Source organism: Desulfobacterales bacterium (genome assembly GCA_034520365.1).
GTDB lineage: Bacteria > Desulfobacterota > Desulfobacteria > Desulfobacterales > Desulfosalsimonadaceae > M55B175.
In genome coordinates this window covers 228,403-252,516 of record JAXHNP010000007.1, presented here as the reverse complement: position 1 = coordinate 252,516, position 24,114 = coordinate 228,403, and the positions used below count along the sequence as shown (strand labels likewise).

General features: G+C 52.3%; 24 protein-coding genes. 11 read left to right on the top strand and 13 right to left on the bottom strand.

Annotated elements, in window-relative coordinates:
• Positions 1–223 precede the first annotated feature (223 nt).
• Entirely contained in the window at positions 224–886 is a 663-nt protein-coding gene (locus tag U5L07_15370; GenBank protein MDZ7833128.1) for a GAF domain-containing protein, read from the top strand.
• 338 nt (positions 887–1,224) lie between these two features.
• Here U5L07_15370 and U5L07_15365 read toward each other — a convergent pair whose 3' ends face one another.
• The 4 genes from U5L07_15365 to U5L07_15350 form a co-directional block, all read right to left on the bottom strand.
• Complete coding sequence (locus tag U5L07_15365; GenBank protein ID MDZ7833127.1) at positions 1,225–1,953, bottom strand: glutamine amidotransferase; 729 nt, start codon at positions 1,951–1,953, stop codon at positions 1,225–1,227.
• 211 nt (positions 1,954–2,164) lie between these two features.
• The gene (locus U5L07_15360; protein MDZ7833126.1) at positions 2,165–3,541 is read right to left on the bottom strand and encodes an ammonium transporter; all 1,377 of its coding nucleotides are present in this window, start codon (positions 3,539–3,541) and stop codon (positions 2,165–2,167) included.
• A gap of 44 nt (positions 3,542–3,585) precedes the next feature.
• Positions 3,586–3,924, bottom strand: coding sequence for a P-II family nitrogen regulator (locus U5L07_15355; protein ID MDZ7833125.1), 339 nt, complete (start codon positions 3,922–3,924; stop codon positions 3,586–3,588).
• 116 nt (positions 3,925–4,040) lie between these two features.
• On the bottom strand, positions 4,041–4,844 hold the full coding sequence (locus U5L07_15350; GenBank protein ID MDZ7833124.1) for a hypothetical protein: 804 nt from the start codon (positions 4,842–4,844) through the stop codon (positions 4,041–4,043).
• Between the two features lie 493 nt (positions 4,845–5,337).
• On the opposite strand from U5L07_15350, the gene U5L07_15345 reads away from it, so the two are divergent.
• Positions 5,338–5,745: a type II toxin-antitoxin system RelE/ParE family toxin gene (locus U5L07_15345; GenBank protein MDZ7833123.1), complete on the top strand. Its 408-nt coding sequence runs from the start codon at positions 5,338–5,340 to the stop codon at positions 5,743–5,745.
• Complete coding sequence (locus U5L07_15340) at positions 5,742–6,047, top strand: helix-turn-helix domain-containing protein (protein ID MDZ7833122.1); 306 nt, start codon at positions 5,742–5,744, stop codon at positions 6,045–6,047. The genes U5L07_15345 and U5L07_15340 overlap by 4 nt, the downstream gene beginning before the upstream one ends.
• Positions 6,048–6,164: 117 nt before the next feature.
• On the opposite strand, the gene rfbC is transcribed toward U5L07_15340, so the two are convergent.
• The 4 genes from rfbC to rfbD form a co-directional block, all read right to left on the bottom strand.
• On the bottom strand, positions 6,165–6,737 hold the full coding sequence (rfbC, locus tag U5L07_15335; protein MDZ7833121.1) for a dTDP-4-dehydrorhamnose 3,5-epimerase: 573 nt from the start codon (positions 6,735–6,737) through the stop codon (positions 6,165–6,167).
• Positions 6,734–7,621: a glucose-1-phosphate thymidylyltransferase RfbA gene (rfbA, locus tag U5L07_15330; protein ID MDZ7833120.1), complete on the bottom strand. Its 888-nt coding sequence runs from the start codon at positions 7,619–7,621 to the stop codon at positions 6,734–6,736. Before rfbA ends, rfbC begins: the two co-directional genes overlap by 4 nt.
• Before the next feature lie 12 nt (positions 7,622–7,633).
• Positions 7,634–8,683, bottom strand: a complete 1,050-nt coding sequence (rfbB, locus tag U5L07_15325; GenBank protein MDZ7833119.1) for a dTDP-glucose 4,6-dehydratase — start codon at positions 8,681–8,683, stop codon at positions 7,634–7,636.
• Positions 8,684–8,798: 115 nt separating this feature from the next.
• A complete protein-coding gene (gene rfbD / locus U5L07_15320) occupies positions 8,799–9,683 on the bottom strand; it encodes a dTDP-4-dehydrorhamnose reductase (GenBank protein MDZ7833118.1) in 885 nt (294 codons plus the stop codon).
• Between the two features lie 325 nt (positions 9,684–10,008).
• Here rfbD and lnt point away from each other — a divergent pair, with 325 nt between their 5' ends.
• The 7 genes from lnt to U5L07_15285 all read left to right on the top strand — a co-directional run bounded on the left by lnt (position 10,009) and on the right by U5L07_15285 (position 17,746).
• Complete coding sequence (lnt, locus tag U5L07_15315; protein MDZ7833117.1) at positions 10,009–11,649, top strand: apolipoprotein N-acyltransferase; 1,641 nt, start codon at positions 10,009–10,011, stop codon at positions 11,647–11,649.
• Positions 11,650–11,692: 43 nt separating this feature from the next.
• Positions 11,693–12,797 (top strand): peptide chain release factor 2 gene (gene prfB, locus U5L07_15310; GenBank protein ID MDZ7833116.1). Its coding sequence is split into 2 segments (ribosomal slippage): positions 11,693–11,761 and positions 11,763–12,797, totalling 1,104 coding nucleotides; the frame shifts between segments, so codons are not numbered across the junction.
• Positions 12,798–12,808: 11 nt separating this feature from the next.
• Positions 12,809–13,399 carry an HD domain-containing protein gene (locus tag U5L07_15305; GenBank protein ID MDZ7833115.1) on the top strand — a complete coding sequence of 197 codons (591 nt, stop codon included), beginning with the start codon at positions 12,809–12,811 and terminating at the stop codon, positions 13,397–13,399.
• Positions 13,396–14,994 (top strand): thiamine-phosphate kinase, encoded by a 1,599-nt coding sequence (thiL, locus tag U5L07_15300; protein MDZ7833114.1) that lies wholly within the window; start codon positions 13,396–13,398, stop codon positions 14,992–14,994. The genes U5L07_15305 and thiL overlap by 4 nt, the downstream gene beginning before the upstream one ends.
• A gap of 30 nt (positions 14,995–15,024) precedes the next feature.
• The gene (locus tag U5L07_15295) at positions 15,025–15,468 is read left to right on the top strand and encodes a PPC domain-containing DNA-binding protein (GenBank protein MDZ7833113.1); all 444 of its coding nucleotides are present in this window, start codon (positions 15,025–15,027) and stop codon (positions 15,466–15,468) included.
• Between the two features lie 21 nt (positions 15,469–15,489).
• A complete protein-coding gene (locus U5L07_15290; protein MDZ7833112.1) occupies positions 15,490–16,902 on the top strand; it encodes a mannose-1-phosphate guanylyltransferase/mannose-6-phosphate isomerase in 1,413 nt (470 codons plus the stop codon).
• Positions 16,903–16,915: 13 nt separating this feature from the next.
• The gene (locus U5L07_15285) at positions 16,916–17,746 is read left to right on the top strand and encodes an undecaprenyl-diphosphate phosphatase (protein MDZ7833111.1); all 831 of its coding nucleotides are present in this window, start codon (positions 16,916–16,918) and stop codon (positions 17,744–17,746) included.
• A gap of 6 nt (positions 17,747–17,752) precedes the next feature.
• On the opposite strand, the gene U5L07_15280 is transcribed toward U5L07_15285, so the two are convergent.
• The 4 genes from U5L07_15280 to U5L07_15265 form a co-directional block, all read right to left on the bottom strand.
• Positions 17,753–18,799: a diguanylate cyclase gene (locus U5L07_15280; protein MDZ7833110.1), complete on the bottom strand. Its 1,047-nt coding sequence runs from the start codon at positions 18,797–18,799 to the stop codon at positions 17,753–17,755.
• 156 nt (positions 18,800–18,955) lie between these two features.
• A complete protein-coding gene (locus tag U5L07_15275; GenBank protein MDZ7833109.1) occupies positions 18,956–19,351 on the bottom strand; it encodes a hypothetical protein in 396 nt (131 codons plus the stop codon).
• Positions 19,303–19,821 (bottom strand): hypothetical protein, encoded by a 519-nt coding sequence (locus U5L07_15270; protein ID MDZ7833108.1) that lies wholly within the window; start codon positions 19,819–19,821, stop codon positions 19,303–19,305. The genes U5L07_15275 and U5L07_15270 overlap by 49 nt, the downstream gene beginning before the upstream one ends.
• Positions 19,822–19,863: 42 nt before the next feature.
• Entirely contained in the window at positions 19,864–21,441 is a 1,578-nt protein-coding gene (locus U5L07_15265) for a DUF4301 family protein (protein MDZ7833107.1), read from the bottom strand.
• A 153-nt stretch (positions 21,442–21,594) separates the two neighbouring features.
• On the opposite strand from U5L07_15265, the gene U5L07_15260 reads away from it, so the two are divergent.
• The gene (locus U5L07_15260) at positions 21,595–21,960 is read left to right on the top strand and encodes an Hpt domain-containing protein (protein MDZ7833106.1); all 366 of its coding nucleotides are present in this window, start codon (positions 21,595–21,597) and stop codon (positions 21,958–21,960) included.
• A 26-nt stretch (positions 21,961–21,986) separates the two neighbouring features.
• Here U5L07_15260 and U5L07_15255 read toward each other — a convergent pair whose 3' ends face one another.
• Positions 21,987–23,888, bottom strand: a complete 1,902-nt coding sequence (locus tag U5L07_15255) for a hypothetical protein (GenBank protein MDZ7833105.1) — start codon at positions 23,886–23,888, stop codon at positions 21,987–21,989.
• Positions 23,889–24,114 lie beyond the last annotated feature (226 nt).

Below are 24,114 nucleotides of genomic sequence, written 5' to 3'. Positions count from 1 at the left end.
AATTCGGGATAATGATGGACCCGTAAAAAGTCGATTCTGGGACGGCAAAGAAAAAAGTTCAAGATCGCGGCGCGCAAATCCCGAGGAATGCAGCGCAACAAAGATATTGGACTTTTTGCGAAGCCGTCAAAAATAGCTATTATTATAAGCATAAATTCATCGGTTGGAGACGCACCGGCCAAGATGATTTTAGAATTATACTCATTTAAACTGAGAGGGATGCGTGCAACTGAAAAATATTGATCCGTTTGAAGTAATTAATTTTGATCAATGGCAGAACATGTTGGATTTGCTGTGCCGACTGGCCTCGGTTAAATCCGCCGCCATTACCCGGGTGGATTCGTCTCAAATTGAAGCTTTCCTGGTGAGCCGGAATCCAGACAATCCTTTTTATGAGGGGCTTACGGTGGAGCTGGCAAATCATTATTGTGAAGCAGTTATAAACGAAAATGACATGCTCATGGTGTCAAATGCGCTTGAATCCGAAAAATGGTGTGAAGCGCCCGAAGTTGAGCATCATTTGATTTCCTATATGGGGTACCCGCTGAGACTGCCAAGCGGTGACATTTTTGGCACTATTTGCATCCACGATGATAAAAAGAATGTTTTTTCAGAAGAAATCATCATATTGATGGAGCAGTTCAAGCATATCATAGAATCACACTTTAAAATGGCTGAACAGACGGCAGAATTAAAAGAGGCCCTTGAAAATATCAAACAACTTAAAGGTTTGCTGCCTATTTGTGCCAGTTGCAAAAAAATCCGGGATGACAAAGGGTATTGGAGTGCCGTCGAATCCTATATTCAAAAACACTCTGAAGCTGAATTTAGCCACAGCATTTGTCCTGAATGCGCCAAACGGCTTTACCCTGAACTAAAATTATAAGAATGAGAGGGCGCGCTTATTTTTTGGGCGGCAACGGAATAAGCGCGCTGGGTTTTCGGATATAAGCCTGATACTCCGGGTTTTCTGAAAATTCCGTTTGCTCCATCAGGGTCACGCCGAACTTCCGCAACAGCTGACCACCGCTCTGACAAAGGAAGGAAATTGAGTACATAATGCCGAAATCCAAACAGCGAGCCATCGCTCGATTATATATACCCATCCTCGCCGATGCGATTCCGGGCACTGGCCACAGTGATTAAGGTTTATCGACATTTGATGCTGATTTTCGATTTTAACTTTTGAAAAGGGCTTACTGGTTCGACTTTATTTATTGCGTCTTAAAAACGGCTTTTTCGATCCCTGACCATGCGGCAAAAATTACGGGCTATCTTCAGAGCTGCCGGTGTTTCATCAATCATCAGCAAAAGTTTTTCCACATCCCGGCCTTCCGCCAGAAGTTCTTTTGCCTGCGTCCTGATGTAGGCTTCCATAATTTTTTCTGTAAATTCCGGGTGAAACTGAATTCCCCAGGCGCAGTCGCCGATTCGAAACGCATGATGGACTTCATCGGCGCTTGTCGCAAGATGAATGGCTTCTGGCGGCAGGCGCAGCACCGATTGGGAATGCACCGTATGTGCCGCAAACTGTTTGGGTAGCTCCCCAAACAGTTTATCTTTGGCATGGGCAGAAAGCAGATAAATTTTAACTGTACCGATCTCTCTGCCCTTGGGATGAAAACCCACTTGGCCGCCGGCAGCTTTTGCCAATACTTGGTGCCCATAGCAAATACCCAGAAATGGAATCCTGGCTTTAAGAATTTCCGGAATCCAATTTTCCACCTCAATGCTCCAGGGCAGATTGTCGGTAACCATTGAATGAGACCCGGTCAATATAACACCGGCACAGTCTTTCGCCTGAGGAAGCGAGGCGCCGCTTTCCGTATCGACGACACCTACATCCATATCAGTACTTCCGAGGGCAGTTTTTGTCCATTGGTCAAAGTCACCGAAACTTTTTTTAATACATTCGAATGTAGTTCCCAGCTTAATGATGAAAAGTGTTTTCATGCCAATTAAAACGCTTTGCTCCTAATGTTTTAGGTAAAATTGAGCGGGGGTAAGCCTTTTTGCGGTTATAAATTTGAATGCTGGCCAAAATGTAAAGCAGCCGTGTCCAGAAAGCTCCTTGGGCACGGCTGCTTTTTGAGAGCGGCCCGGAATGAACCGGTCAACCGATAGCTTTTCTCAAACGAAGTAAAATCGACATATTATCGATTGTTTAAACTGACGCCGTTTTTGTCGTGCCTTTGCCGCCAAGGGAGCCAATGCCGGAATGGGAGAGTATTTCAAAGTCCGGATAGGCTGAACCCCCATGTTCGGTGAAATCAAGTCCTTCCATTTCCTCTTCGGGAGAGACGCGAAGACCGACAGTGGCGGCAATGGTTTTAAACATGATAAAAGCAGTGGTAAAGGTCCAGGCAAAGCAAACAACAATACCCAAAACCTGGACGCCGATAATCCCGAGTGAGGTGCCGCCCATGTTAAAGATGCCTGCGGCAAGGGTTCCCCAGGCGCCGCATACGCCATGGACCGATATTGCCCCCACGGGATCATCCACCCGAATGCGTTCGAAAAAGAGAACGGACAAGACGACCAGTACGCCTGCCACGGCGCCGATAATAATGGCGCTGGACGGCGAAACACTGGCGCAGCCGGCGGTGATTCCGACCAGCCCGGCAAGCGCCCCATTTAAACTCATGCCAACCTCGGGTTTTTTAAATTTGATCCAGGAGGTGGCCATGGCAAAGACGGCACCGGTTGCGGCCGCAAGGTTGGTGGTGACAAAAATCATGGCAATGGAGGTGTCTGCTGTAGTGGTTGAACCGGGATTGAATCCAAACCAACCCAGCCACAGGATAAAAACACCCAGGGCGGCCAATGGCATGTTATGGCCCAGGATCGGGCGAATTGCCCCATTTTTCCCGTACTTTCCAAGTCTGGGCCCCAATACGATGGCCCCGGCAAGCGCCGCCCATCCACCGACCGAGTGTACAACCGTGGAGCCGGCAAAATCGATAAATCCAAGGGCTTCCAGCCATCCGCCGCCGTTAAACAGCCCTCCCCAGGCCCAGGAGCCGAATATGGGATAGATCAGGCCGCTGACAAAAACACTGTAGATAAGATAGCCGGAGAATTTGGTCCGCTCGGCCATAGCGCCGGATACAATCGTGGCCGCCGTGGCTGCGAAAACCACCTGAAACATCCAGAATGCCAAAACCCAGGGATCACCATCCACGGAAAAATCACTCAGGAAAAAACCGGATGTGCCAAAAAGCCCGGTGCTGGTGGCACCGAACATAAGGCCGAACCCAAGCGCCCAGAAGGCCAATGTGCCCATGGAAAAATCCATAAGGTTTTTCATCATGATGTTAATGGAATTTTTTGCACGCGTAAATCCCGCCTCCACCATTGCAAAACCGGCCTGCATAAAAAAGACCAGGCATGCCGCAATCAGCGTCCACACATAGTTGGCATGTGTCTGCACGAGATCGATGGCGATTGAGTTGGATTCGGGCGTCGGCACTCCGTCGCCCGCCCAGCAGTTTGAAATATAAAAAAGTATTAGGGGCAACGTCAGAAATAACGTCTTTTTCATTTTTTTCTCCTTATTTTGCTTCTATTCCTGTTTTGTTTCAAGATTTATAGGGCAGCGCGTCCAGTTTCTCCGGTACGCACCCGAATCGCCTCTTCCAAGGGAATGATGAATATTTTTCCATCCCCAATTTTGTTGGTATTTGCCGCCTCTTGAATCGATTTGGCCACCTTTTCCGCTTGGCTGGCTTCGACGACAACTTCGATTTTGATTTTAGGTATAAATTGGACAGTATACTCGGCGCCACGGTATATTTCCATGTGTCCTTTCTGTCGCCCGTATCCTCTGACTTCAGAAACCGTCATCCCTTGAATTCCGATGTCGTTAAGCGCTTCTCTTACGTCATCGAGTTTAAAAGGCTTTATTATTGCTTCAATTTTTTTCATACTCGTATCTCCTTGGTTGGTTATACGCCGCCAAAAAGCATTTAAGAAATGCTTGACGGATACATAAAAACCCAAATTTTAAATCAAATAGTTACCTTTGTAGCCATAGCGGAATATTAAAAACTCCATGAAAACCCGCCCCCACCAAAGACATCAACATCCTGCTCAGGTAGCACATCCTCGTCAAATGTGTCCGTATAGGCAACAAAAGCTGACAATCCAATCGTTTCCGTAACTGGATAAGAGGCACTCATGGAGAGGGTATATTCATGAAATCCGTCATCCGGACCAATGGTAAAATCCTCTCTGCCATAGCCAGCTGAAGCAGCAGCTCCTAAGCCCAAGCCGCTGTCTAACTCTGCATCATAAGCTATGCTGGCGGATAAGTAATAATCCTCAACCTCATCATAGTCATAATAGGCATCAATGCCTGCGGACAGGCCGCCTGCAGGGTTTATATAGGCGCTCAAAAACACTTCGCTGGTGCCGGAGCCGCCGGTGGGGAAAAGATACTCGATGTGCCCGATAGTGATATCCACCGGTTCAATAGGCAATGCGTAGGATAATGTCAGGTCGACCTCTGAGAACTCATTTTCATCCAGGGTATTGTCAAAATCATTAATATCGTAATTGCCCCAGACATTAATGGCGAATCCGTTGCCTGCCGCCACATCCACATAAGGCTGTACGACCAGCCCGTCGTTAAAGGTAATCCCCCGCCATACATACGCGGACACGACATCTGCTCCTGCAGTCGCATCTGCCGCAGTGGCGGGCAAAACCCCGAAAAAAAATATTGCCGGAAAAATTAAAATTATAGCCCAAACTCTTTTCATTCCCTTGCTCCTTTCATTATTTGAATGTTTATTAAAGAGGTTCTCGACAAAACTCATCAGCCCCGTCATCCGTTCTAATTTCATGGCTTAGCAACTTCCCGCGCTTTTTCTCTCATATGGCGAAAATCATGCCAATTTGGTGACTTTAAATTTTTTATATTTATTTCAATATCTTAATTAAATAAAAAATAATTAAAAAACTAAATTAAATAACAAAATTGTAATATGATGGTTTTATAAACACAAAATTGTAATTTTTTGTCAAAAAAATAAGAAATAAAGTTCGCAAGGATTATTATTACTTGGGCAAGTTATGGGAGAAGGAGCATTCAATGTCTACTGGCATCAAACAAAAAAGTGATGCGATGGGCTATGGGGCACTGGAAGTTAACACCAGATACTGTATGTCTGCTTTTTAAAGGATAGCTGATAGCTTTTTACAGTCCTTACTGATAAGCAGGCAATATTGGTCAAGAATGTTTGTGTTATCCCCACCACTAAAACTTTCTATAATACTGAATGTTTGGCAACCTCTTCATATTAAAATGCCATAGCCATATTCTGGTGGGAAAAATATATGGTTGAAAATATATCACTAAGTGCTATATTAAAATTAATGAAAAAACTAATGACAAAACATTTTTCAAGATGGGCAGCCAAACAGAAAATGCCGAAGCAAGAACTTGCCAATGCATTGACAGAGGTTATTGCCGGGAACTTCGAAGCAAATCTTGGCGGTTACCTTTATAAAAAAAGAATCCGTTTTGCGGGTCAAGGCAAAAGCAGTGGCGGACGAACCATTATTTGTTATAAAAAAGGCGATCGTGCAATTTTTATTCATGGTTTTGCTAAAAATGAGAAATCAAATTTATCAAAAAAAGAACTTATTGCTTTCAAAGAATTATCAAAAATTTTGCTGAGGCTAACACCTGAAGAGATAACAATAGCCATAGCAAATAAAGACTTAATTGAGGTGAAATCATGAGAAAATCCATCGCAAAATCAATTACAAATACTGTAAAAGACCTACATAAAAGTGGCTTAGTAGATGATATTACTATGAAAAATATCGAGAACCTTTGTGTGCCGGAGGTGCAGGAATATACCCCTGAAAAAATTATTTCCATACGGAAAAAATTCCGGTTAAGCCAGGCAGCGCTTGCCAGCCTTTTTAATATTAGTCCCTCAACCGTTCAAAAATGGGAACAGGGCAACAAAAAACCAGCTGGTGCATCAAGAAAATTATTGGATATTATGGAAAGAAAAGGAATAAGCGCACTAATATAATCTGACAGCACTTAAGCCAGAACGCTGCAATGAAGCTTAAGTTATGCGAGCAAATCTGGCGCTACGGATATTCAAACAGAGTGCAGACTTTCTTCCGCCATATAGGAATGGTTCGCTTTATGGGCCGCCTGCCTGGTAAACCGGCAGATGCGCTTCCGGTGCTGAATTGAGGGTGGGAAAGAGCTGATCCTTTTCAGAAAGAATCGGGGCCTCCACCGGCCAGTCGATGCCGATTTCCGGGTCCTTCCAGTAAATTCCGTATTCATCGCCGGGTTCATAGAACTGGGTGCACTTGTATACCACATCCGCAGATTCGCTCAAAACTACAAATCCGTGGGCAAAGCCCTCGGGAATGAACAGCTGTCGGTGATTGGTATCTGACAGATGGGTGCCGGTCCACCGGCCGAATGTCGGGGAGCCATGCCGGATGTCCACCGCCACGTCGAATATTTCGCCCCTTACCGCATACACGAGTTTTCCCTGGGGCTTCCGGAGCTGATAATGGAGTCCCCGAAGCACGGCCTGCCGCGACCGGGAGTGGTTATCCTGGACAAAGGTGCGCTCAAGCCCGGCGTCCGTATATTTTATCTGATGATGGGTTTCCAGGAAAAATCCCCGGTGATCGGTAAACACCCTGGGCGTGATCAGCAGGATTTCCGGCAGGGCAAGCGGGGTTATCGTGACGGTCATTGGGCGAGCTCCGTGCGTTTGAATGTGGCAATGTCTCTTAAGTAGGCGCCGTATTCGTTTTTGTTCATGTCTTCGGCCAGGCTCTTTAAATCATGGCTTGAGATGTAGCCCAGCCGGTAGGCGATCTCCTCGACACAGGCGATTTTAAAACCCTGGCGTTTCTGGATGGTCTGCACGTAGCTGGCTGCCTGCTGCATGGATTCATGGGTGCCCATATCCAGCCAGGCAAAGCCGCGGCCCAGGAGTTCTACTTTTAAGGCGTTTTCTTTAAGATAGGCCCGGTTGACATCCGTGATTTCAAGCTCGCCCCGATCAGAGGGCGTCAGGTTTGCCGCGATATTAATGACTTCGTTGCTGTAGACGTATAAACCGGATACTGCAAAATTGGATTTTGGCTGGTCGGGTTTTTCTTCGATATCCACGACCATCCCGTTCTCATCAAATGCGACCACCCCGTAGCGCCGGGGATCAAGCACCCGGTAGCCGAAAACAACGCCGCCGGGGTTTGAATCAAAGGCGGATTTTAAAATTCCGCTCAAATTATGGCCGAAAAAGAGATTGTCCCCTAAAATCAGGCAAACCGGGTCACTACCGATAAAGTCCCGGCCGATCACAAAGGCCTGGGCGATGCCCTCTGGCTGCGGCTGTTCCGCGTATTGGAGATTGATCCCCAGCCATGAGCCGTCGCCTAACAAAGCCTTAAAATTGGGCAGATCATGGGGCGTGGAAATAATCAGAATGTCCCGGATGCCGCCCAGCATGAGCACCGACAGGGGATAATAAATCATCGGCTTGTCATAGACGGGCAGAAGCTGCTTGCTGGTTACCCGGGTTAAGGGGTAGAGCCGGGTGCCGGAGCCGCCGGCCAGTATAATTCCTTTCATTGGCACATCCTTTTAAAAATTATAGTGCTGCTTGATCCAGTCGCGGTATTCCCCGCTCATTACCCGGTCGACCCATGCCTGATGGCTGATATACCATTCAATGGTCTCCCGCAGCCCGGTTTCAATCGGGGTTTCCGGCGCCCATTTGAGATCGGTCATGATTTTTTCCGCATCAATGGCATACCGGCGGTCATGGCCGGGCCGGTCGGTGACAAAGGTAATCAGGTCTTTTCTGGATGTTTGGCTGCCCAGGCTCGGCATATCATCGATGATCTCGCAGATCTGCTCCACCAGCCGGATATTTTCAAGCTCGCAGTTGCCGCCGATATTGTAGGTTTCCCCGATTTCGCCGGTTTTGAGAATGGTCCACAGCGCCGCGGAATGATCCCGAACATAAAGCCAGTCCCGGATATTGCGGCCATCTCCGTAAACCGGGAGCGGCTTTTGGGCCACTGCATTTAAAATGATCAACGGGATCAGTTTCTCCGGGAACTGGTAGGGGCCGTAATTGTTGGAGCAGTTGGAAATGGTCACCGGCAGGCCATAGGTATGAAAATAGGCCCGCACCAGATGATCGGAGGCGGCTTTGGATGCTGAATATGGACTTGTCGGCTGATATGGCGAGGTTTCGCTGAAAAGTCCGCTTTCTCCAAGGCTGCCGTAGACCTCATCCGTGCTGATATGATGAAACCGCTGGATATGGTGCATGCGTTTCCGGGCAAGCTCCAGAAGCGTGTAGGTCCCGAAGATATTGGTCTGGATAAAGGCGTCCGGTGCGGCAATCGAGCGGTCCACGTGGGATTCTGCGGCAAAATGGCAGACGGTGTCGATGCTGTAGAAATCAAAAATTTTGGCCATGGCTTCAGCATGGCAGATGTTTTCTTTGACGAATATATACCGGTCCGAGAAGCGGGTCTCAATATCGGCGAGGTTCTCTGGATTGCCGGCATAGGTCAGGCAGTCCACATTGATGATGCGGCCGTTAAAGTCCGTTTCCGTCAGCAGATACCGGATGAAGTTGCTGCCGATAAAGCCGCTGCCGCCCGTGACAAGCAAATTCATGAAAGCCCTCCGGGATTTCCAATTTCACCGCATCTACTGCGTCAAATGATGTCTCGCATAGGCACCTATAGCTCGACATCATTTTCCTTGTATCTGCGGCAAACTTGAAAATCGTTCAAATTCGGTTTAACTCGGCCAGCAGTTGCCGGCCGTGGGTTCGGATAAACTGTTTAAATCCCACCCGCCAGTGATCCATTACATTGCGGTTTTCCGATTTCAGAAGGTAATTGTCAAGGATCGAATTGCGGGGCCGCACCGCCGGGGTGGGGTAATCCTCGGTGGTGCAGGCGGTGATTTGACCGGTTAAATCAAGTTCTTCTAAAAGCGCTGCGGCCAGGTCATACCAGGTGCAATAGCCTTCGGCTGAGGCATGGTAGATCCCGGTGGCCGAACTTGTCAGCAGGCGATCGATCTGCATGGCCAGTTGATAGCTCCAGGTGGGGGAGCCGTATTGATCATTGACGATTTTAAGCCGGGTTTGCGGGGCATTCAATACCCTGCCCAGAATGGTGCGGATGAAGTTTTTGCCCGCTGCGCCATAGAGCCAGGCAGTGCGCAGAATTATGGAATTCTCGCAGCCTGCCGTAACCCGCTCTTCCCCGGCCAGTTTACTCCGGCCGTAAACAGAGAGCGGGTTGGGGCTGTCGGATTCACTGTAGGCCTCAGGTATCGGCTTTTGGCCGTCAAACACATAGTCCGTGGAAATATGGATGAGCCGGGCCCCGGTTTTTGCGGCTGCAGCCGCCAAATTTTCCGGGCCGTCCGCATTGACCCGCCAGGCGGTCTCGACCTGGCTTTCGCAGGCATCCACCTGGGTAAATGCCGCGCAGTTGACAATGACCTGAGGGGATAAATGGTCAACGGCGGCATTGACCGCTTGTGCCGATGTAATGTCCAGTTCCTCAATATCTACCGCCGTAACAGCGCATTTATCGCTTAAAATTGATGCGCAGTCCCGGCCGAGCTGTCCATTGGCGCCGGTGATTAAAACTTTTATCATATTAAATCCGGTATTTCCGGGTTGATTATTTGATGAAATTAATTCAATCTATTGTCATACTTAAGCCATGGATTAATTCAAAATGTATCATGCCGGTTTTGGCATAAAATTTCAGAAAATACAACAGTCACCCGGAAAAGGCTCACGGCTAATTTGTTCTAACCGCAAAGCCCATAACCACGGTCCTGTTAACGGCCAGATAGTCGGCACGGTGGCCGACTCTACGACGCATGTCGCCGTAGGGCAGGCCACCGTGCCTGCCTAAAAAAAGACAGAACAAATTTACCGTGCGGAAAGGCTATAGGGTTAGGGGATAACCGCATCAATGGGACAGGATTTGGGAAAAATGGCGCTTGTTCAATCGGTAACTGATAATTGGGGGAAAATCATGCTGGCGGTGTTAACCGGCGTGCTGCTCACCGCCGGTTTTCCGGTCATCGGCATGGCCTGTTCGGCATGGGGGGCACTCGTATTTCTGCTGCTGGCCATTCGCGATACCGGCCCCCGGAAGGGCTTTATGCTTGGCCTTCTGGCCGGTATGGTCCATTATTTAACGCTGGTTTACTGGCTGGTTCCCACCATGCGCATATACGGGTATTTGCCGCTTAGCATCAGTATGCTTCTGTTGTTTCTGCTGGCATTTTATCTCGCCCTCTATCCGGCCTTTTTTGCGCTTTTGCTGGCCTGGACCGGCCGCCGGCCCTTTATGGTGCTGCTTGTGGCCCCGGTGTTCTGGGTCTCTCTGGAATACCTTCGAACCCTGCTGTTTTCCGGTTTCCCCTGGGGGCTTTTGGGATACACCCAGGCAGAGCACCCGGGCTTGATCCAGTTTGCCGATATTCTGGGTGTTTACGGCGTATCCGCGCTGATTTTGTTTGTCAATGCCGCGCTGCTGATCCTGGTGCTGGCGGTTTCAAAAAAGCCGTGGCAGGGATGCCGGGTCAGGGCATGGGTGGCTGCGGCCGGGTCCCTGGCGGTGCTGGCGGCTTTGGGAGTTGTTTTGGGATACGGCAATATACGGATAAATGCGATGGATAAGCGCCAGGCGGCTGCGGATACGCTTGATGTGGCGGTGATTCAGGGAAATATCGGGCAGCTTCACAAATGGGACCAAAGGTTCCGGGAGGCAACCGTTCAAAAATATTTCGATCTGTCCAAAACCGCCGAAAACCCATCCCCGGCGCTCGTCATCTGGCCGGAGACCGCGGCCCCGTTTTATTTTGACTATAATACGGAGCTGACCGAGCGGGTCTTAAACGGGATTGAAAAGACGAACAGCTATTTTATCCTCGGCGCGCCTTCGGTGGAATTTGATCACCGGCAGCCCCGTTATTATAACAGCGCCTATCTGATCGGACCGGACGGAAACGTTTCCGGCCGGTATAACAAGGTGCACCTGGTGCCGTTCGGCGAATATGTGCCATTTAATGAGTGGCTGCCGTTTATTGACACCCTGGTGGCCCAGGTGGGCAGTTTTGATGCCGGCCGCCGGGGCGATACCATTGGCTGGAATGACATCAGGATCGGCATGCTGATCTGCTATGAAAGCATCTTTCCCTCGCTCTCGGTTGAAATGGTGCGAAACGGGGCGGATTTTCTGGTCAATATCACCAATGACGCCTGGTTCGGTAAAACCAGCGCGCCGTACCAGCATTTTTCCATGGCCGTGTTCCGGGCCATAGAGAATCGCCGGCCCCTGGTTCGGGCGGCCAATACCGGGATCAGCGGCTATATCGACCCGGTGGGCCGGGTGGCAGAGAAAAGCCCCCTGTTTGAAACCGCCGTCCTGTCCCGGAGCATTCCGTTAATCAGGGACCATGAAACCTTTTACACCCGGCATAAAGATTGGCTGCCCCTTGGCTGTCTTATTGCAAGCGGTATCATAATTGTGTTACGATTATTTTTTAAAAAAAGCAGACACAGATGGGTATTGGGAATAGGTAACAGGAGAACACCTAACACCTAACACCTAACACCTAATACCTAATTGCCAAAGGAGGGCGCATCATATGACTGTGGAACTTAAACAAACCATACAGGATCTCTACAAGCAGCTGGATCAGCTCAAGGAGTATCTTTGACCTGCCGGGCAAAGAGCAGCGGCTTAAAGAGATTGAAAAACAGATTGCCGAAGCAAGCTTCTGGGAGGACTCGGATACCGCCCGCTCGATCCTGAAGGAGCGTGCCCGGCTGTCGTCAAAAATTGAATCCTGGAACAGCCTTTATAAAGAGGTGGAGGACTGCGACGTTTTGCTTGAGCTGGCCGTTGAGGAGGGAGACGAGGCGGCCGCCGGGGAGGCGGAGCGCAAAGCGGATCAGCTTGAAAAAGAGATCAATCGGTTCTCCCTGCAGCTGGTGCTTGACGGCGAGGATGACGAGAATAACGCCATCATGGCCATAAACGCCGGGGCCGGCGGCACGGAGGCCCAGGACTGGGCCGAAATACTGTTTCGGATGTATGCCCGCTGGATCGAGCGCAAGGGCTATAAGATGGAGATGATTGACATGCAGGAGGGCGACGAGGCGGGCATCAAGGGCGTCACCTTTTCTGTTGCCGGCAAATATGCCTTTGGCTATTTGAAGGTGGAAGTCGGTATCCATCGCCTGGTGCGGATTTCGCCGTTTAACGCCAACGGCAAGCGGCATACCTCCTTTGCATCGGTTTTCGTCTATCCGGAACTGGACGATAAAATCGAGGTGGAGATTGATGAGGGCGATCTCCGCATTGATACCTACCGGGCGCAGGGGGCCGGCGGCCAGCATGTCAACAAGACCAGCAGTGCGGTCCGGATTACGCATCTGCCCACAGGGATCGTGGCCCAGAGCCAGCAGGAAAAATCCCAGCTCCGAAACCGGGAGCTGGCCATGAAGGTTTTACGTTCCAGGCTGTATCAGCTGGAGAAGGAAAAGCAGGACAAGCGTCTCCAGGAAATGCATGACAGCAAGGATGAAATCGCGTGGGGCAACCAGATCCGCTCCTATGTGCTGCACCCCTATCAAATGGTCAAGGACCATCGGATCAATCTGGAAATCGGCAACGTGGACAGCGTATTGGACGGTGACATTGACCCGTTTATCGAAACCGTGCTTCTTTCCGGAAAACATCAGGTATAGCCGAAGCCCACATGTCCATTCAGCCCATTGATCTGATAAACGCCTTTTACCCGCCCGGGACCAAGCTGCGGGAGCTTCTTTTGATCCACTCCCGCGCCGTGGCGGACCGGGCGCTTGCGATTGCCGGGCGACTCTCTCACCTCAGTTTGGATCCGGCGTTTATCCGGGAGGCCGCCCTGCTCCATGATATCGGCATTTATCTCACCAATGCCGCATCCATCGGATGTTCGGGGGCTTACCCCTATATCTGCCACGGCTATCTCGGCCGCCGGATCCTGGAAGAAAAAGGGCTTTACCGGCATGCACTGGTATGCGAGCGTCATGTGGGCGTCGGTCTGACCGCAGCAGAGATAAGAGCCGAAAACCTGCCCCTGCCCGAGAGGGACATGCTGCCTCTATCCCTTGAGGAGGAAATTATCTGCTATGCGGATAAATTTTTTTCCAAAAAACCCGGGTTAAACGGAAAGCCCCTGGCATTTGAAGCGGTGGTGGAAACTGTGGCCGGTTACGGCCCGGGCAAGGCGGAGCGCCTGCTTGAGTGGGCGGCCCGGTTTGAGGGGATTGGCCAGACCGATGCAAGCAGCGCGGGGGTGGGGCGGTGAACCCTTGGGCGGCGGACAATTTGCGCTTCTATTTTATTACGGATGCCCATGCCCCGGGTTTTTCCCTGACAAGCCAGGTTGAAGCCGCTGTCGCCGCAGGGGCTACCTGTGTGCAATACCGGAACAAAAATTTTTCCATGGCAGATATTCCGTCGGTGGAATCGGTGCGGGATCTCTGCCGCCGGCACATGGTGCCCTTTCTGATAAACGATGATGTGCTGCTTGCAAAAGCGGTGGACGCCGATGGGGTGCATCTGGGGCAGACAGATGTGCCGCCCCAACTGGCCCGGGAGATTCTGGGGCCGTCCGCCATCATTGGGGTTTCCGTGTCAACGCCTGATGAGCTGGCGGCTACCGATTTATCTCCCTGCAATTACATCGGCACGGGCCCGGTGTTTGCCACGGCCACCAAGGCGGATGCCAAGCCGGTGATCGGGCTTTCCGGATTAAAAGCGGTGGCGGAAAAAGCGCCGGTGCCGGTGGTGGCCATCGGCGGGGTGGACGGGCAAAACGTGGCAGACTGCATCGCCCACGGGGCGGCCGGCGGGGCCGTGATAAGCGGGATCACCCGCGCGGCTGCACCCCTTGAGGCGGCTGAGGCCTTCGCCCGGGCGAGCGGTGCCAACCCGCGGCAGTTACTGTCTGCATGGACGGACGAGTTTTCCCTGATTGATGCCTGCCTTGACCGGCTGCCGGCGGATGAATCCATCATCCGGGTGCCGGCAGGCGATGATGCGGCATTGTTGAACCGGATCGATGAACTGGTCATCACCACGGATACCCAGCGGGAACGGGTCCATTTCCGCACCCAGTGGCAGAGCATGGCCGAGATCGGCCAAAAAGCCGTGGAAATCACATTCAGCGATCTGGCGGCCTGCTATGCAGCGCCCCGGGGGCTGTTCGTGAATCTGGGCCTACCGGCATACATGGCCGAAAAGTCGGTGCTTGAGCTCTATGGCGGCATCCGTCAGGGGCTTGTCCGGCATGGCGCCTGTCTGTGCGGCGGCAACATATCCGGCGCACCGGAGCTGACCCTTGATCTGTTTGCCGTGGGCAGCGGGCGGCCGGATATTTTTCCGCTCCGGAAAAACGCGCGTCCGGGCGAGGGCGTCTATGTCACCGGCCCCGTCGGTTTGGCCCGGGCCGGACTCAAATGCCTGACCGCAGGCGATCCGGCGTTTCCGGATCTGGTGAGACGCTTTAAGCTGCCGAAAGCCCGGGTGGATGCGGCCCGGATCCTGGCGGATCACGGGGTCGCCTGCCTTATAGATATAAGCGACGGTCTGGCCGGGGATGCCGCCCATATTGCCAGGGCCGCGGATTTGAGTATTTCCTTTGCCCCCGAAGGCCTGCCGGTTGACCCCGGGCTTGCCGAATTCTGCGCTAAATACGGGGTTTCGGCGCAGGCATTCATGTTTGCCGGCGGAGAGGATTATGAACTTTTATTTACCTGCCCCCCCGAGCTGTTCCAGAAAATCCAACAGCATTTGCCATCCGCCTTTCAGGCGGGCTGGTGTCTGCCGCGGCAAAACGAGTATCTGCTTAATCTGCCGGCAGATGCCGCATCCTATCAGCATGGGCGGGCCGGGCGTTAATTTGAAATAAAGGAGAGGAGCGGTCTCAGTATGAAATACAGCCAGGCAAATCATGGCCGCGTTTTTGTAATCCGCCTGGAGGACGGTGATATTCTTCATGAATCCATTGAAAAGCTGGCCGAAAAGGAAAACATCCGGTGTGCCGCCCTGATTGCCGTCGGCGGAGCGGATCAGGGCTCCCGGCTGGTGGTGGGGCCGGAATCCGGCCGGGCGGAAAAGATCCGCCCCATGCATCAGGTGCTTGAAAATGTGCATGAAATTGCCGGCACCGGGACCCTGTTTCCGGATGACACCGGGGCGCCCGTTCTTCATATGCATATGGCCTGCGGCAGAAACGATGCCACGGTCACCGGATGCGTACGCTCCGGCGTGCGGGTCTGGCATGTCATGGAGGTGATACTCTATGAGCTGCTTGACTCGCATGCCCAAAGGATTTATGACAAGGCAACCGGTTTTAAGCTGTTGCAACCCTGATGGAGAGGAAGGAACCAGATCATGATCATTCCGGTTATACTGGCGGGCGGCTCGGGCACGCGGCTGTGGCCGCTGTCCCGGAAGCTGTATCCGAAGCAGATGCTGAAACTGACCAACGACTGCACCATGTTTCAAAACACCCTGCTTCGGGTTTATGATGTCCAGGACATGGCCGCCCCGATTGTGATCTGCAATGAAACGCACCGGCTGATCGTGGCTGAGCAGTTAAAGGCAATCGGGATCGAACCGTCCGCCGTTTTCTTAGAGCCGATGGGCCGAAATACCGCCCCCGCCGTGGCCATTGCCGCATTAAAGGCGATCGCCATTGATCCCCGGTCTCTGATTATGATTCTGCCGGCGGATCACCTGATCAATGATCCGGACAAATTCCGTCAGGCCATTGCCGCCGGGGTGGATTATGCGGAAAACGGGTCATTGATTACATTCGGCGTGATTCCGGATAAACCGGAGACCGGATACGGCTATATCCGGAAAGGGGCGCCGGCCAAAACGGCAGGGGCCAATCCCGCGGCCGGCGATGGCCCGGGCTATGATATTGACGAGTTTGTGGAAAAACCGGATCTGGAAACCGCCCGCAGGTACCTCGCTTCCGGCGACTACTGCTGGAACAGCGGGATGTTCATGTTTGGCGCCGCTGCCGTGTTAGATGAGATGAAACGGTTTGCGCCGGATATGGTCAATGCCTGCGAGGCGGCGTTTCAAAAAGGGGCGGCAGACGGGGAGACCATCATGCTGGATGCCGCGGAATTTGAGGCGTGCCCTTCGGATTCCATTGACTATGCGGTCATGGAAAAGACCGAGCGGGGGGTGATGATCCCCTTTGATGCCGGATGGGATGACCTGGGCTCGTGGGCGGCCATTTGGTCCGTGGGAGAAAAGGATGATTCGGGCAATATGCTCTCCGGCGATGTCCTGACCGCGGAGGTGAAAGACTCCCTTATTTTTTCCACCCACCGGCTGGTGGCCGGTGTTGGGCTTTCGCAGCAGATCGTGGTGGAAACGCCGGATGCGGTCTTGGTGGCCTCTATGGAAGAGGCTCAGGCGGTCAAGCACATCGTGGATCAGCTGAAAACGAAAAGCCGCGATGAGGCGGTTCGCCACCCCCTGATGCATATGCCCTGGGGAGAGGTGGAAATCGTTGATGCAAATCCGGAACTCTGCATTCGAAAATTAAGGCTGCGCCCGGAAGAAGGGATTGCCTTTTCCGGTCACCCCCATGAGGCCCTTTCCTGGATGATCTGCGCCGGCGCCGGCCGGCTGACAATAAGTAGTGAGCCCTGCGAAATCCGGCCGCCCGATAAGCTGACCATAGATGGGGATGCCGATGTCCGGCTGGAAAATCCGGGGTCAACGGATCTGGTTGTCTTGGAGGTGATCTGCCAGATGGCCGAAGAAACGGATCATCTGATTTGATACGGAGAAACCTGTGGGTCCGATTCAGGCCATAATTTTGGGGGTTGTCCAGGGGCTGACCGAATTTTTTCCGGTCAGCAGCTCCGGGCACCTGGTGCTTTTTCAGCACCTGTTCGGGCTGCGGGAGCCGGCGCTTTTTTTTGATATCAGCGTTCACGTGGGCACGCTTCTGGCGGTACTGGTCTACTTTTATAAAGACATCGCCGATCTTTTTAAGTCCGTGTTCCGGTTTTCTGCCCAAATTTTTATGCCGGGGACGAACCCATTTCCGGGTTGGCGGCATGATCCGGATTTAAAAATGGCCGGCCTGATTTTTGTGGGCAGTATTCCCACTGCCATCCTTGGCTTTGGCTTCCATCAGATTTCCGATCAATTGTTTGCCTCCTTGCAAGTTGTGGGCTTCGCCCTTTTTTTTACTGCGGCCCTGCTTGTGGGGACCCGGCTGGTGAGCGCGAAAGGGCTGGATATTATTGAATTTACTTTTTGGGGCGCATTGATGGTGGGTGCCGCGCAGGGCTTGGCGGTAATTCCGGGCATCTCCCGGGCCGGGGCCACCATTGCCGCATGTCTCATGCTGGGGCTTAACCGGGATGCCGCCGCCCGGTTTTCATTTCTTCTGGCCATTCCCGCAATTCTGGGGGCTCTTGTCTTAAATCTCGTTTCCGGATCCGCCGGATGGGGGGGATTATCGCCAACGGTCATTGGACTGGGGGTTCTCACCTCGGCCGGGGTGGGTTATCTGGCGCTGGCGACCCTGATTAAAATCGTCCGTCACGGCCAGCTTTTCTATTTTGCGCCTTATTGTCTGGTGATTGGTGTCGTTGTGCTTTTTCTGGGCGGATAATGACGTTTATACATAATGCCGGTTGAAACGGGAAGGGGTTTTGCGCTCTATCAGCCGCTCCAGATCAGCCGGATCACAGCTTATCACGCGGTCCCTGCCTTGGCTTTTGGCCCTGTAGAGCGCCTGATCTGCCCCCAAGATCAGCTTGTCCGGCGTGACATCGGGCTCCGGAATGCAGGCGGCCACACCGATGCTCACCGTTATGTGCGCGTTGCATGCCGATGTTTCATGCTCTATATTCAGATCCGCAATCCGTTGGCGAATCTTTTCCCCAAGGCTTTCCGCTGCGGCCAGTTCTGTGCCGAAAAGCACGATGGCGAATTCTTCCCCGCCGTATCTGGCGATAAAGTCGCTTTCCCGCTTGACGGTTTCATGAAGGCTCCCGGAGATGGTCTTTAATGCATCGTCGCCGGCCAGATGCCCAAAGGTGTCATTATAGGATTTAAACCAGTCAATATCCATCATCAGCAGGGCGATGGGAATGGACAGGCGGGTGGCCGAGGCCAGGAGTTTTTTGAACATGTAGTCAAAATATCTGCGGTTGGGAATCCCGGTCAGACCATCCGAGTGGGACAGCCGTTCCAGCTGAACATTGGCGGTTTTCAGTTCCCTGGTAATCTCTGTGAGCTGCTTTTCCCGCTCCAGCAGTTTATCGAGCTGATCTTTGAAATGCATGATGGACCGCACCCGGGCGAGCAGCTCCAGCTTCTGAACCGGTTTTAACAGAAATTCAATGGCACCGGCATCAAAGGCTGCATTGATGTTTTCGGGATCGGTGTGCGCAGTCATGATGACCACCGGGATATCCGAAAAACTGGGATGGTTTTTGATGATGCGGCAGGCATCCAGACCGCTCATGCCGTCAAGCACAATATCCATTAATATCAAATCGATGGCCGGATTGGCGGGCGGGTCCGGGGATTCAATGCCTAAAATTTCAAAACCGCGCTCTGCGGATTCCGCGGTTATGACGTCCTGGTAGCCGCCGGCGGCCAGAAAAGACTGGATGATCTGTCTGGCTTCGCGGCGGTCGTCGATCACAAGTATGGCCATTTAAAGCTCTCCCAACAGCTGGCATGAAGCAGGGGACAGGGCGCGATGGTTATTGGGGTACCATATCCGTGTATGCGAAAAATACGCAAATTTAGATTATTAAAGAAAGCCGGTGCTTTTGTCAATGCCAAAAAATAGATTAGTCTTTATATCCGGTCAGTCAGGCTTTAACCAAAGCACGGTGTAAGGCGCAAAGTACAGGGGGAGCCTCTGGCTTCGGGCGATCCCGTCTGCTTCCACCGCTTCCACCGCATTTGGGCTGCCCAGCAGCCCGTGCAGATAAACGCCCGGTACGCCGGAAAGGATCAGGGGAATGGCCCGGGTAGCCAGGTAGCGGTTGATTTTAAGCCGTTCCGGCTCATCCCGGCCATTGTCGTTTAAGGCGCTGAAGCAGGTGATATTCAGCTCATAGGGGCTGCTGGTGCCGTCGCCGTTGTCTTTGTAGGATATCAACCCCCCGCGCTCCTTTACGGTTTTTACCATCAGGTCAATTTCAGCTTCATTTAAGATGCCCCGGGCGCCGGGAAGACCGATGCCGTCGTGCGAATCCATGAAATTAAAGAATGTGGCGGTATCGGAGACGCTCTCAAGCCCCTGCGCCCATCCGCTGAGTTTATCCGCTGAGCCGGTAAAAAAGGTATACAGCAAAAGCGGTAGTTTAAATCGATCTGATCCCGGCTGAAGGTGGTCCAGACAGCCTTTTGGCCGTCAAGCGCGGCGAAGGCGGACAAGATTGAGGTGCGGGGCCGGACGATTTTTTTAAGCTGATCCGGCGGGATGGCGTCTTTATCGGCAAAGGCAATGAAAAAGTTTTTATAATCCGGCTGCGCGTAATAGACCTTCATGAGCCGCTCGATTTCCGCATAGGCAGCCTGGCCGGCGGATTCGCCGTAAATCCGGGTGAGTTTTTCAAGTATTCTCGTTCGGGCGGCTTCAGGCACCCGGAGCACCGGGCGGGTATAATCCGGAAAAGGCAGGTGCCCGCCCGGTGTCTTCGCATCATATGCTGGATCACAATTCATCTCAATTCTCCCCTTACCCCCTGCCCTATACCCTACACCTTTCTAATCCTCCGGCTGATGCGGCCGGCGCAGCAGGTCCGTCACCCGCTTGACCGGGTTAAAGGTAATCAGGGGCACTTCCACAAAGACCGTATTCCAGTAGGCCATGGCCCCGTTCCAGAGCCCCGGATGCTCAAGGGCTTTTAAGTCTCTGCCGTCCTCGGATTTATAGGCGATAAATACGGCATCCGTATCCACATACCGGGATAAATCAAAGGGGTTGCCGTTTATATCCCGGGTGCTGCAGACCAGATCCACGGGATTAAAATGGGTGAGTCCCTGCTGAATCTTCTGCTGGCCGGCATCATCCGGATCGATCTGGCTGGTTTCCACGATCTGGATGGCGGTATGCCCGTCTTTGTCTTTAACCCAGAACGGCCCGCCGCCCGGCTCCCCGGAATTGGGGACCATGCCGCAGACCCGGATTGGGCGGTTTAGGCGGTCTAACAGATAGCGGCGTTTTTCTTCCGCATTCTTCCCGTAAAAGTTTTTGGGCGGGATAATCGAGAGCTCAGATTCAATAAACCCCGTGATTTCCTCAATTACTCCGGTCTCCGGCGGGCCCTGGCTCAATGCGCGTATATAGCCGGAAATCTGTTCCTGGATAATCAGGAGATAGCCGCAAAGGATCTGCTTCCATTCGATGGTTTCCGCCTTGAACCGGTCATGCACCACATTGTCGATATTTTTGATGAATACAAGATCCCCGGCCAGGCGGTTCAGGTTCTGGATCAGGGCGCCGTGGCCCCCCGGCCTGAAGAGAAGCGAGCCGTCCTTCCGGCAAAACGGCTTGTTGTCCATGTCCACGGCAATGGTGTCCGTTTCCGCGGCCTGGACGGAAAAATCGACGGAAAAGCTTGCCTCCAGGCGCTTTTCAAACTGCTCCCGCACTGATTCAAGAAGGGTCTCAAACCCCTTTTGATGCTCCGGGGAAACCGTAAAATGAAGCGCACAATCGCCGGCCGCGGTTTTGCCATACCCCGCGGCCTCGAACAGATGCTCTTCAAACGCGGTGCGGGATTTTTCCGGGTAGGCATGGAACTTTAAGAGGCCCTTGGGCTTTGCGCCATAGTCAAGCCCCTTTTCAGTTAACAGATACTGCAAAAAAGGCTTAAATTCGCCTTTTTGCAAAAGTGCATCCGGGTTCAGCCCGTCTTGTTGCATGACTGCTGCAAGGTCCGCAAAAAAGGCAAATTGGGGAAGCCCCTTGATAAATGTTCGGATTTCCTCGGCCTCGGCCGCGTCATCCAGAATGCCGGCTTCAACATCTGAGATCCCAATCCGGTCGTAGCGCTGATTGGCCTTGATCAGCGTTTTAAACATCCGCGTGGCCGCCCCTGAGGCGGGAACGAATTTAAGCAGGTTTTTTTTGACCGCAGCCTGCCGGTATGTTTCAAGGCACTTGGCTTTTAGATCCGCATCCGGCTGTTTGATGCCGTCGCCCACTGTGCAGGGGCGGTCCAGGGGCAGATAGGGGGTGCCTTTTTTAAAAATCTCGATCTGCTGGTAAACTTCCTCAACGCTTAGGCCATGGGATTTAATCTGCTCAAGTTCGTCTCTCGTAAATTCAAATTCTGCCATAAACTGCCTCCCTCCCGCCGGATTAAGCGCCTGTTCAAAAGGCGCTGCTGGTTTTTTGCTTTAATGCTTTACGTGAATTGATGTTAATATTACTATAATTTTGACAGGCGGTGTTTGCCAACATTAACCTAAATTATCGGAATTTTAAGCCCCATGCAAGAAGACCGAAAATCCGGAGAAGACAGCGCACAGTTTGCTGTTAATGAGCTGATGGAGCGGGTTGACGGGGATGATGAACTGATCCGGGAGGTGCTGGAGATTTTCCTGGAGGATACGCCCAGGACGCTGGAAGCACTTAAAACCGGCATTTCCGATCAATCGCCCGAAGCGGTGGCCAAAGCCGCGCATACCTTAAAGGGCGCTTCCGCCAATATCGCCGCCAACCGGCTTCGCGACCATGCCCATCAACTCGAGCTGAAGGCAAAGTCAGGGGAGCTGGCTGATGCGGGCGGTATTTACGCTGAGCTGGAAGCGGAATACGCGGCCCTGAAAAACCACCTCAACAAGTATTTGGCCTAAATAGCCGCCGGTGCCCGGGCAGGCGGCTAATCCGCGACTCCCGCCGGCATGCCGCGCGCTGACCAGGCGGGATCATACATGGCGAAAAAAGTTCGATAAAACAGGATACGCATCACCTCCGCAGCGCTCAGGGGTTTCTGCGGAAGGCGGGCCATGGCGCGGGTGATTGGAATCTGCGTTTTAAGGATTTCCAGGGTTTTTAAAAATTCGATCACCTGGCCCTGATGGTTTGCGGCGCCTGCCTGGGTTTCGCGTTTGAGCCGGTTTTTGCGGATGTCCTCCGCCGTGGCATTGATCAGGGCGTCGCGGCTTTTTGGAAAAAAACTCTGGGTGCGGATGAGCTGATGAAGGGTTTCGTATAATACCGCGCTTTCCTCAATGGCTTCCGCCGCCAGGGTTTTTCGGATATGCTCGGGCAAATTGACCTTGAGCGTGTTTAAGCGGTCCTGGTGGGCCTTGATTTTTTCAGTCATTTCAGCCTCTGCCGTATGCCAGAAATTCCAGCTCACCCGCTTGAAAGTGACGGCCGGCTGGCTGGGGTTTTTTTTCTTAAGCCGGATGATTTCCGGAATCAGCTTGGCGGTCCGGTAAAACAGGTGTTTTCCGGTAACGATGTTAAAGGTGATGCCGATGGCGGCATACCAGTCCTGTATGTAAAAGAGCCGGAATATCCGCTTGCCGCAGATTTCATACAAAACCGGGTTGGAAAAGACCTGCGAGGGGGTCATAAACGACGGAGTGCCGGCCATCAAAGGCTGGTCCAGGTCTTTTGCGCGACGGTGCGGAAATGATACGGCGGTCTCCAGGTCAATCAGGCCCAGGTCATAGGTTGAGGGATCGCCTAAAATGTGGTCTGCGCCGTCGAAGTTTTGGGCCACGAATATGTTGTCCGGCTTTAAATCCCGGACCGCCACCGCCTTTTCCTTTAAGCGGCCGAGCAATTCAAGGGTATTTATGATGAGGGCCTGCATTTTTGACCGGCTGGCTTCAAACATTTTCTGCGTTACATGGTCCTCAACCAGATGGGCGTATCTCTGGCGTGTGTTTTCGCTTTTGTCGAGCTCAGCGGAAACGGCATTTTCAATATCTTCGGCCGTACCGGCGGAATACCCGGCGGACTGGATATCCGGCGTGCGCTCGGCCAGCCGGTCAAAGAACCATTCCTCCCGCAGGTAGTCCGGTATTGAAAGCAGCCCCTCCGTATATTCAACCACCCGGTCCAGATGCTTCATGTATTTGCCGTACAGCCGGTTGAGTTCGAAAAAAAGATCAGCCTGATCCGGGCCGTAAATGGTTTCAAAGGCATCCACATTGAATACGGCTTCGCGGTTTTTATAAATAAACTTGGGAACTTGAGATTTTATTTCATGAATCCCGTGGATCACCTGGTTGAGGAACGCGTATCTGGAGAGCTCCATGAAAAACGCCAGGCGATTGCCGATTTTCAGGTGGTTCTGAAGCCCGGGCTCCCGGAGAAGCAGCCGGACATAATCATCCTCGGTCTCTAAAAGCGTTTTCCTGGACTGCTGGACCTGGGGAATTTTTTTAAGAATGCCGGATATGGAAGGCGACAGGCAGGCCACATCCGGGGCCAGTTGGCTGGCGATCGCCTTTTCGGTCCGGATGAACTTAAGGTAGATATCAAAGTCCGGAAACGGGCGCGGCGGGATTTTTACCACCAGCAGGTCATCATAGATGACCTTAAAGCAGATGCTTTTGCTTTCAACCGATTCGCCCAGCTGACGGATGCTCATCCGTCGGGTTTTCAACTTGCCCCCGCATTCGGCCAAAAATTCATAGACCTGGTCGGCCTGGGTGTCATCGGCCACCGGCCGCAGTTCGCATGTCGCGTTTTGCTTTTCCACAAATTCGGTCTGCAGGCGGAATATATTGAGAAAAAATTTTACAACAGTTTCAATGTCAGCCATGTCGCTCGCCGGAGTGCTCTGCGATTAAGTGTTGGTTCAGGTTTTATACGCTCAATTTAGGATTAGCTTACTTGCCGTGGGGGTGAGAGTCAAATTGAATTTCCACAGAGACGCGCGCAGGCTGAGATAGGGTTTGAAAAGCTGTTTTTCATAAGATGTTTCTTTCGGTTATTTGCTTGACCCGGTTGGCGGGTTTTCCTATAACCAAAGCATTATCTGAAAAAAA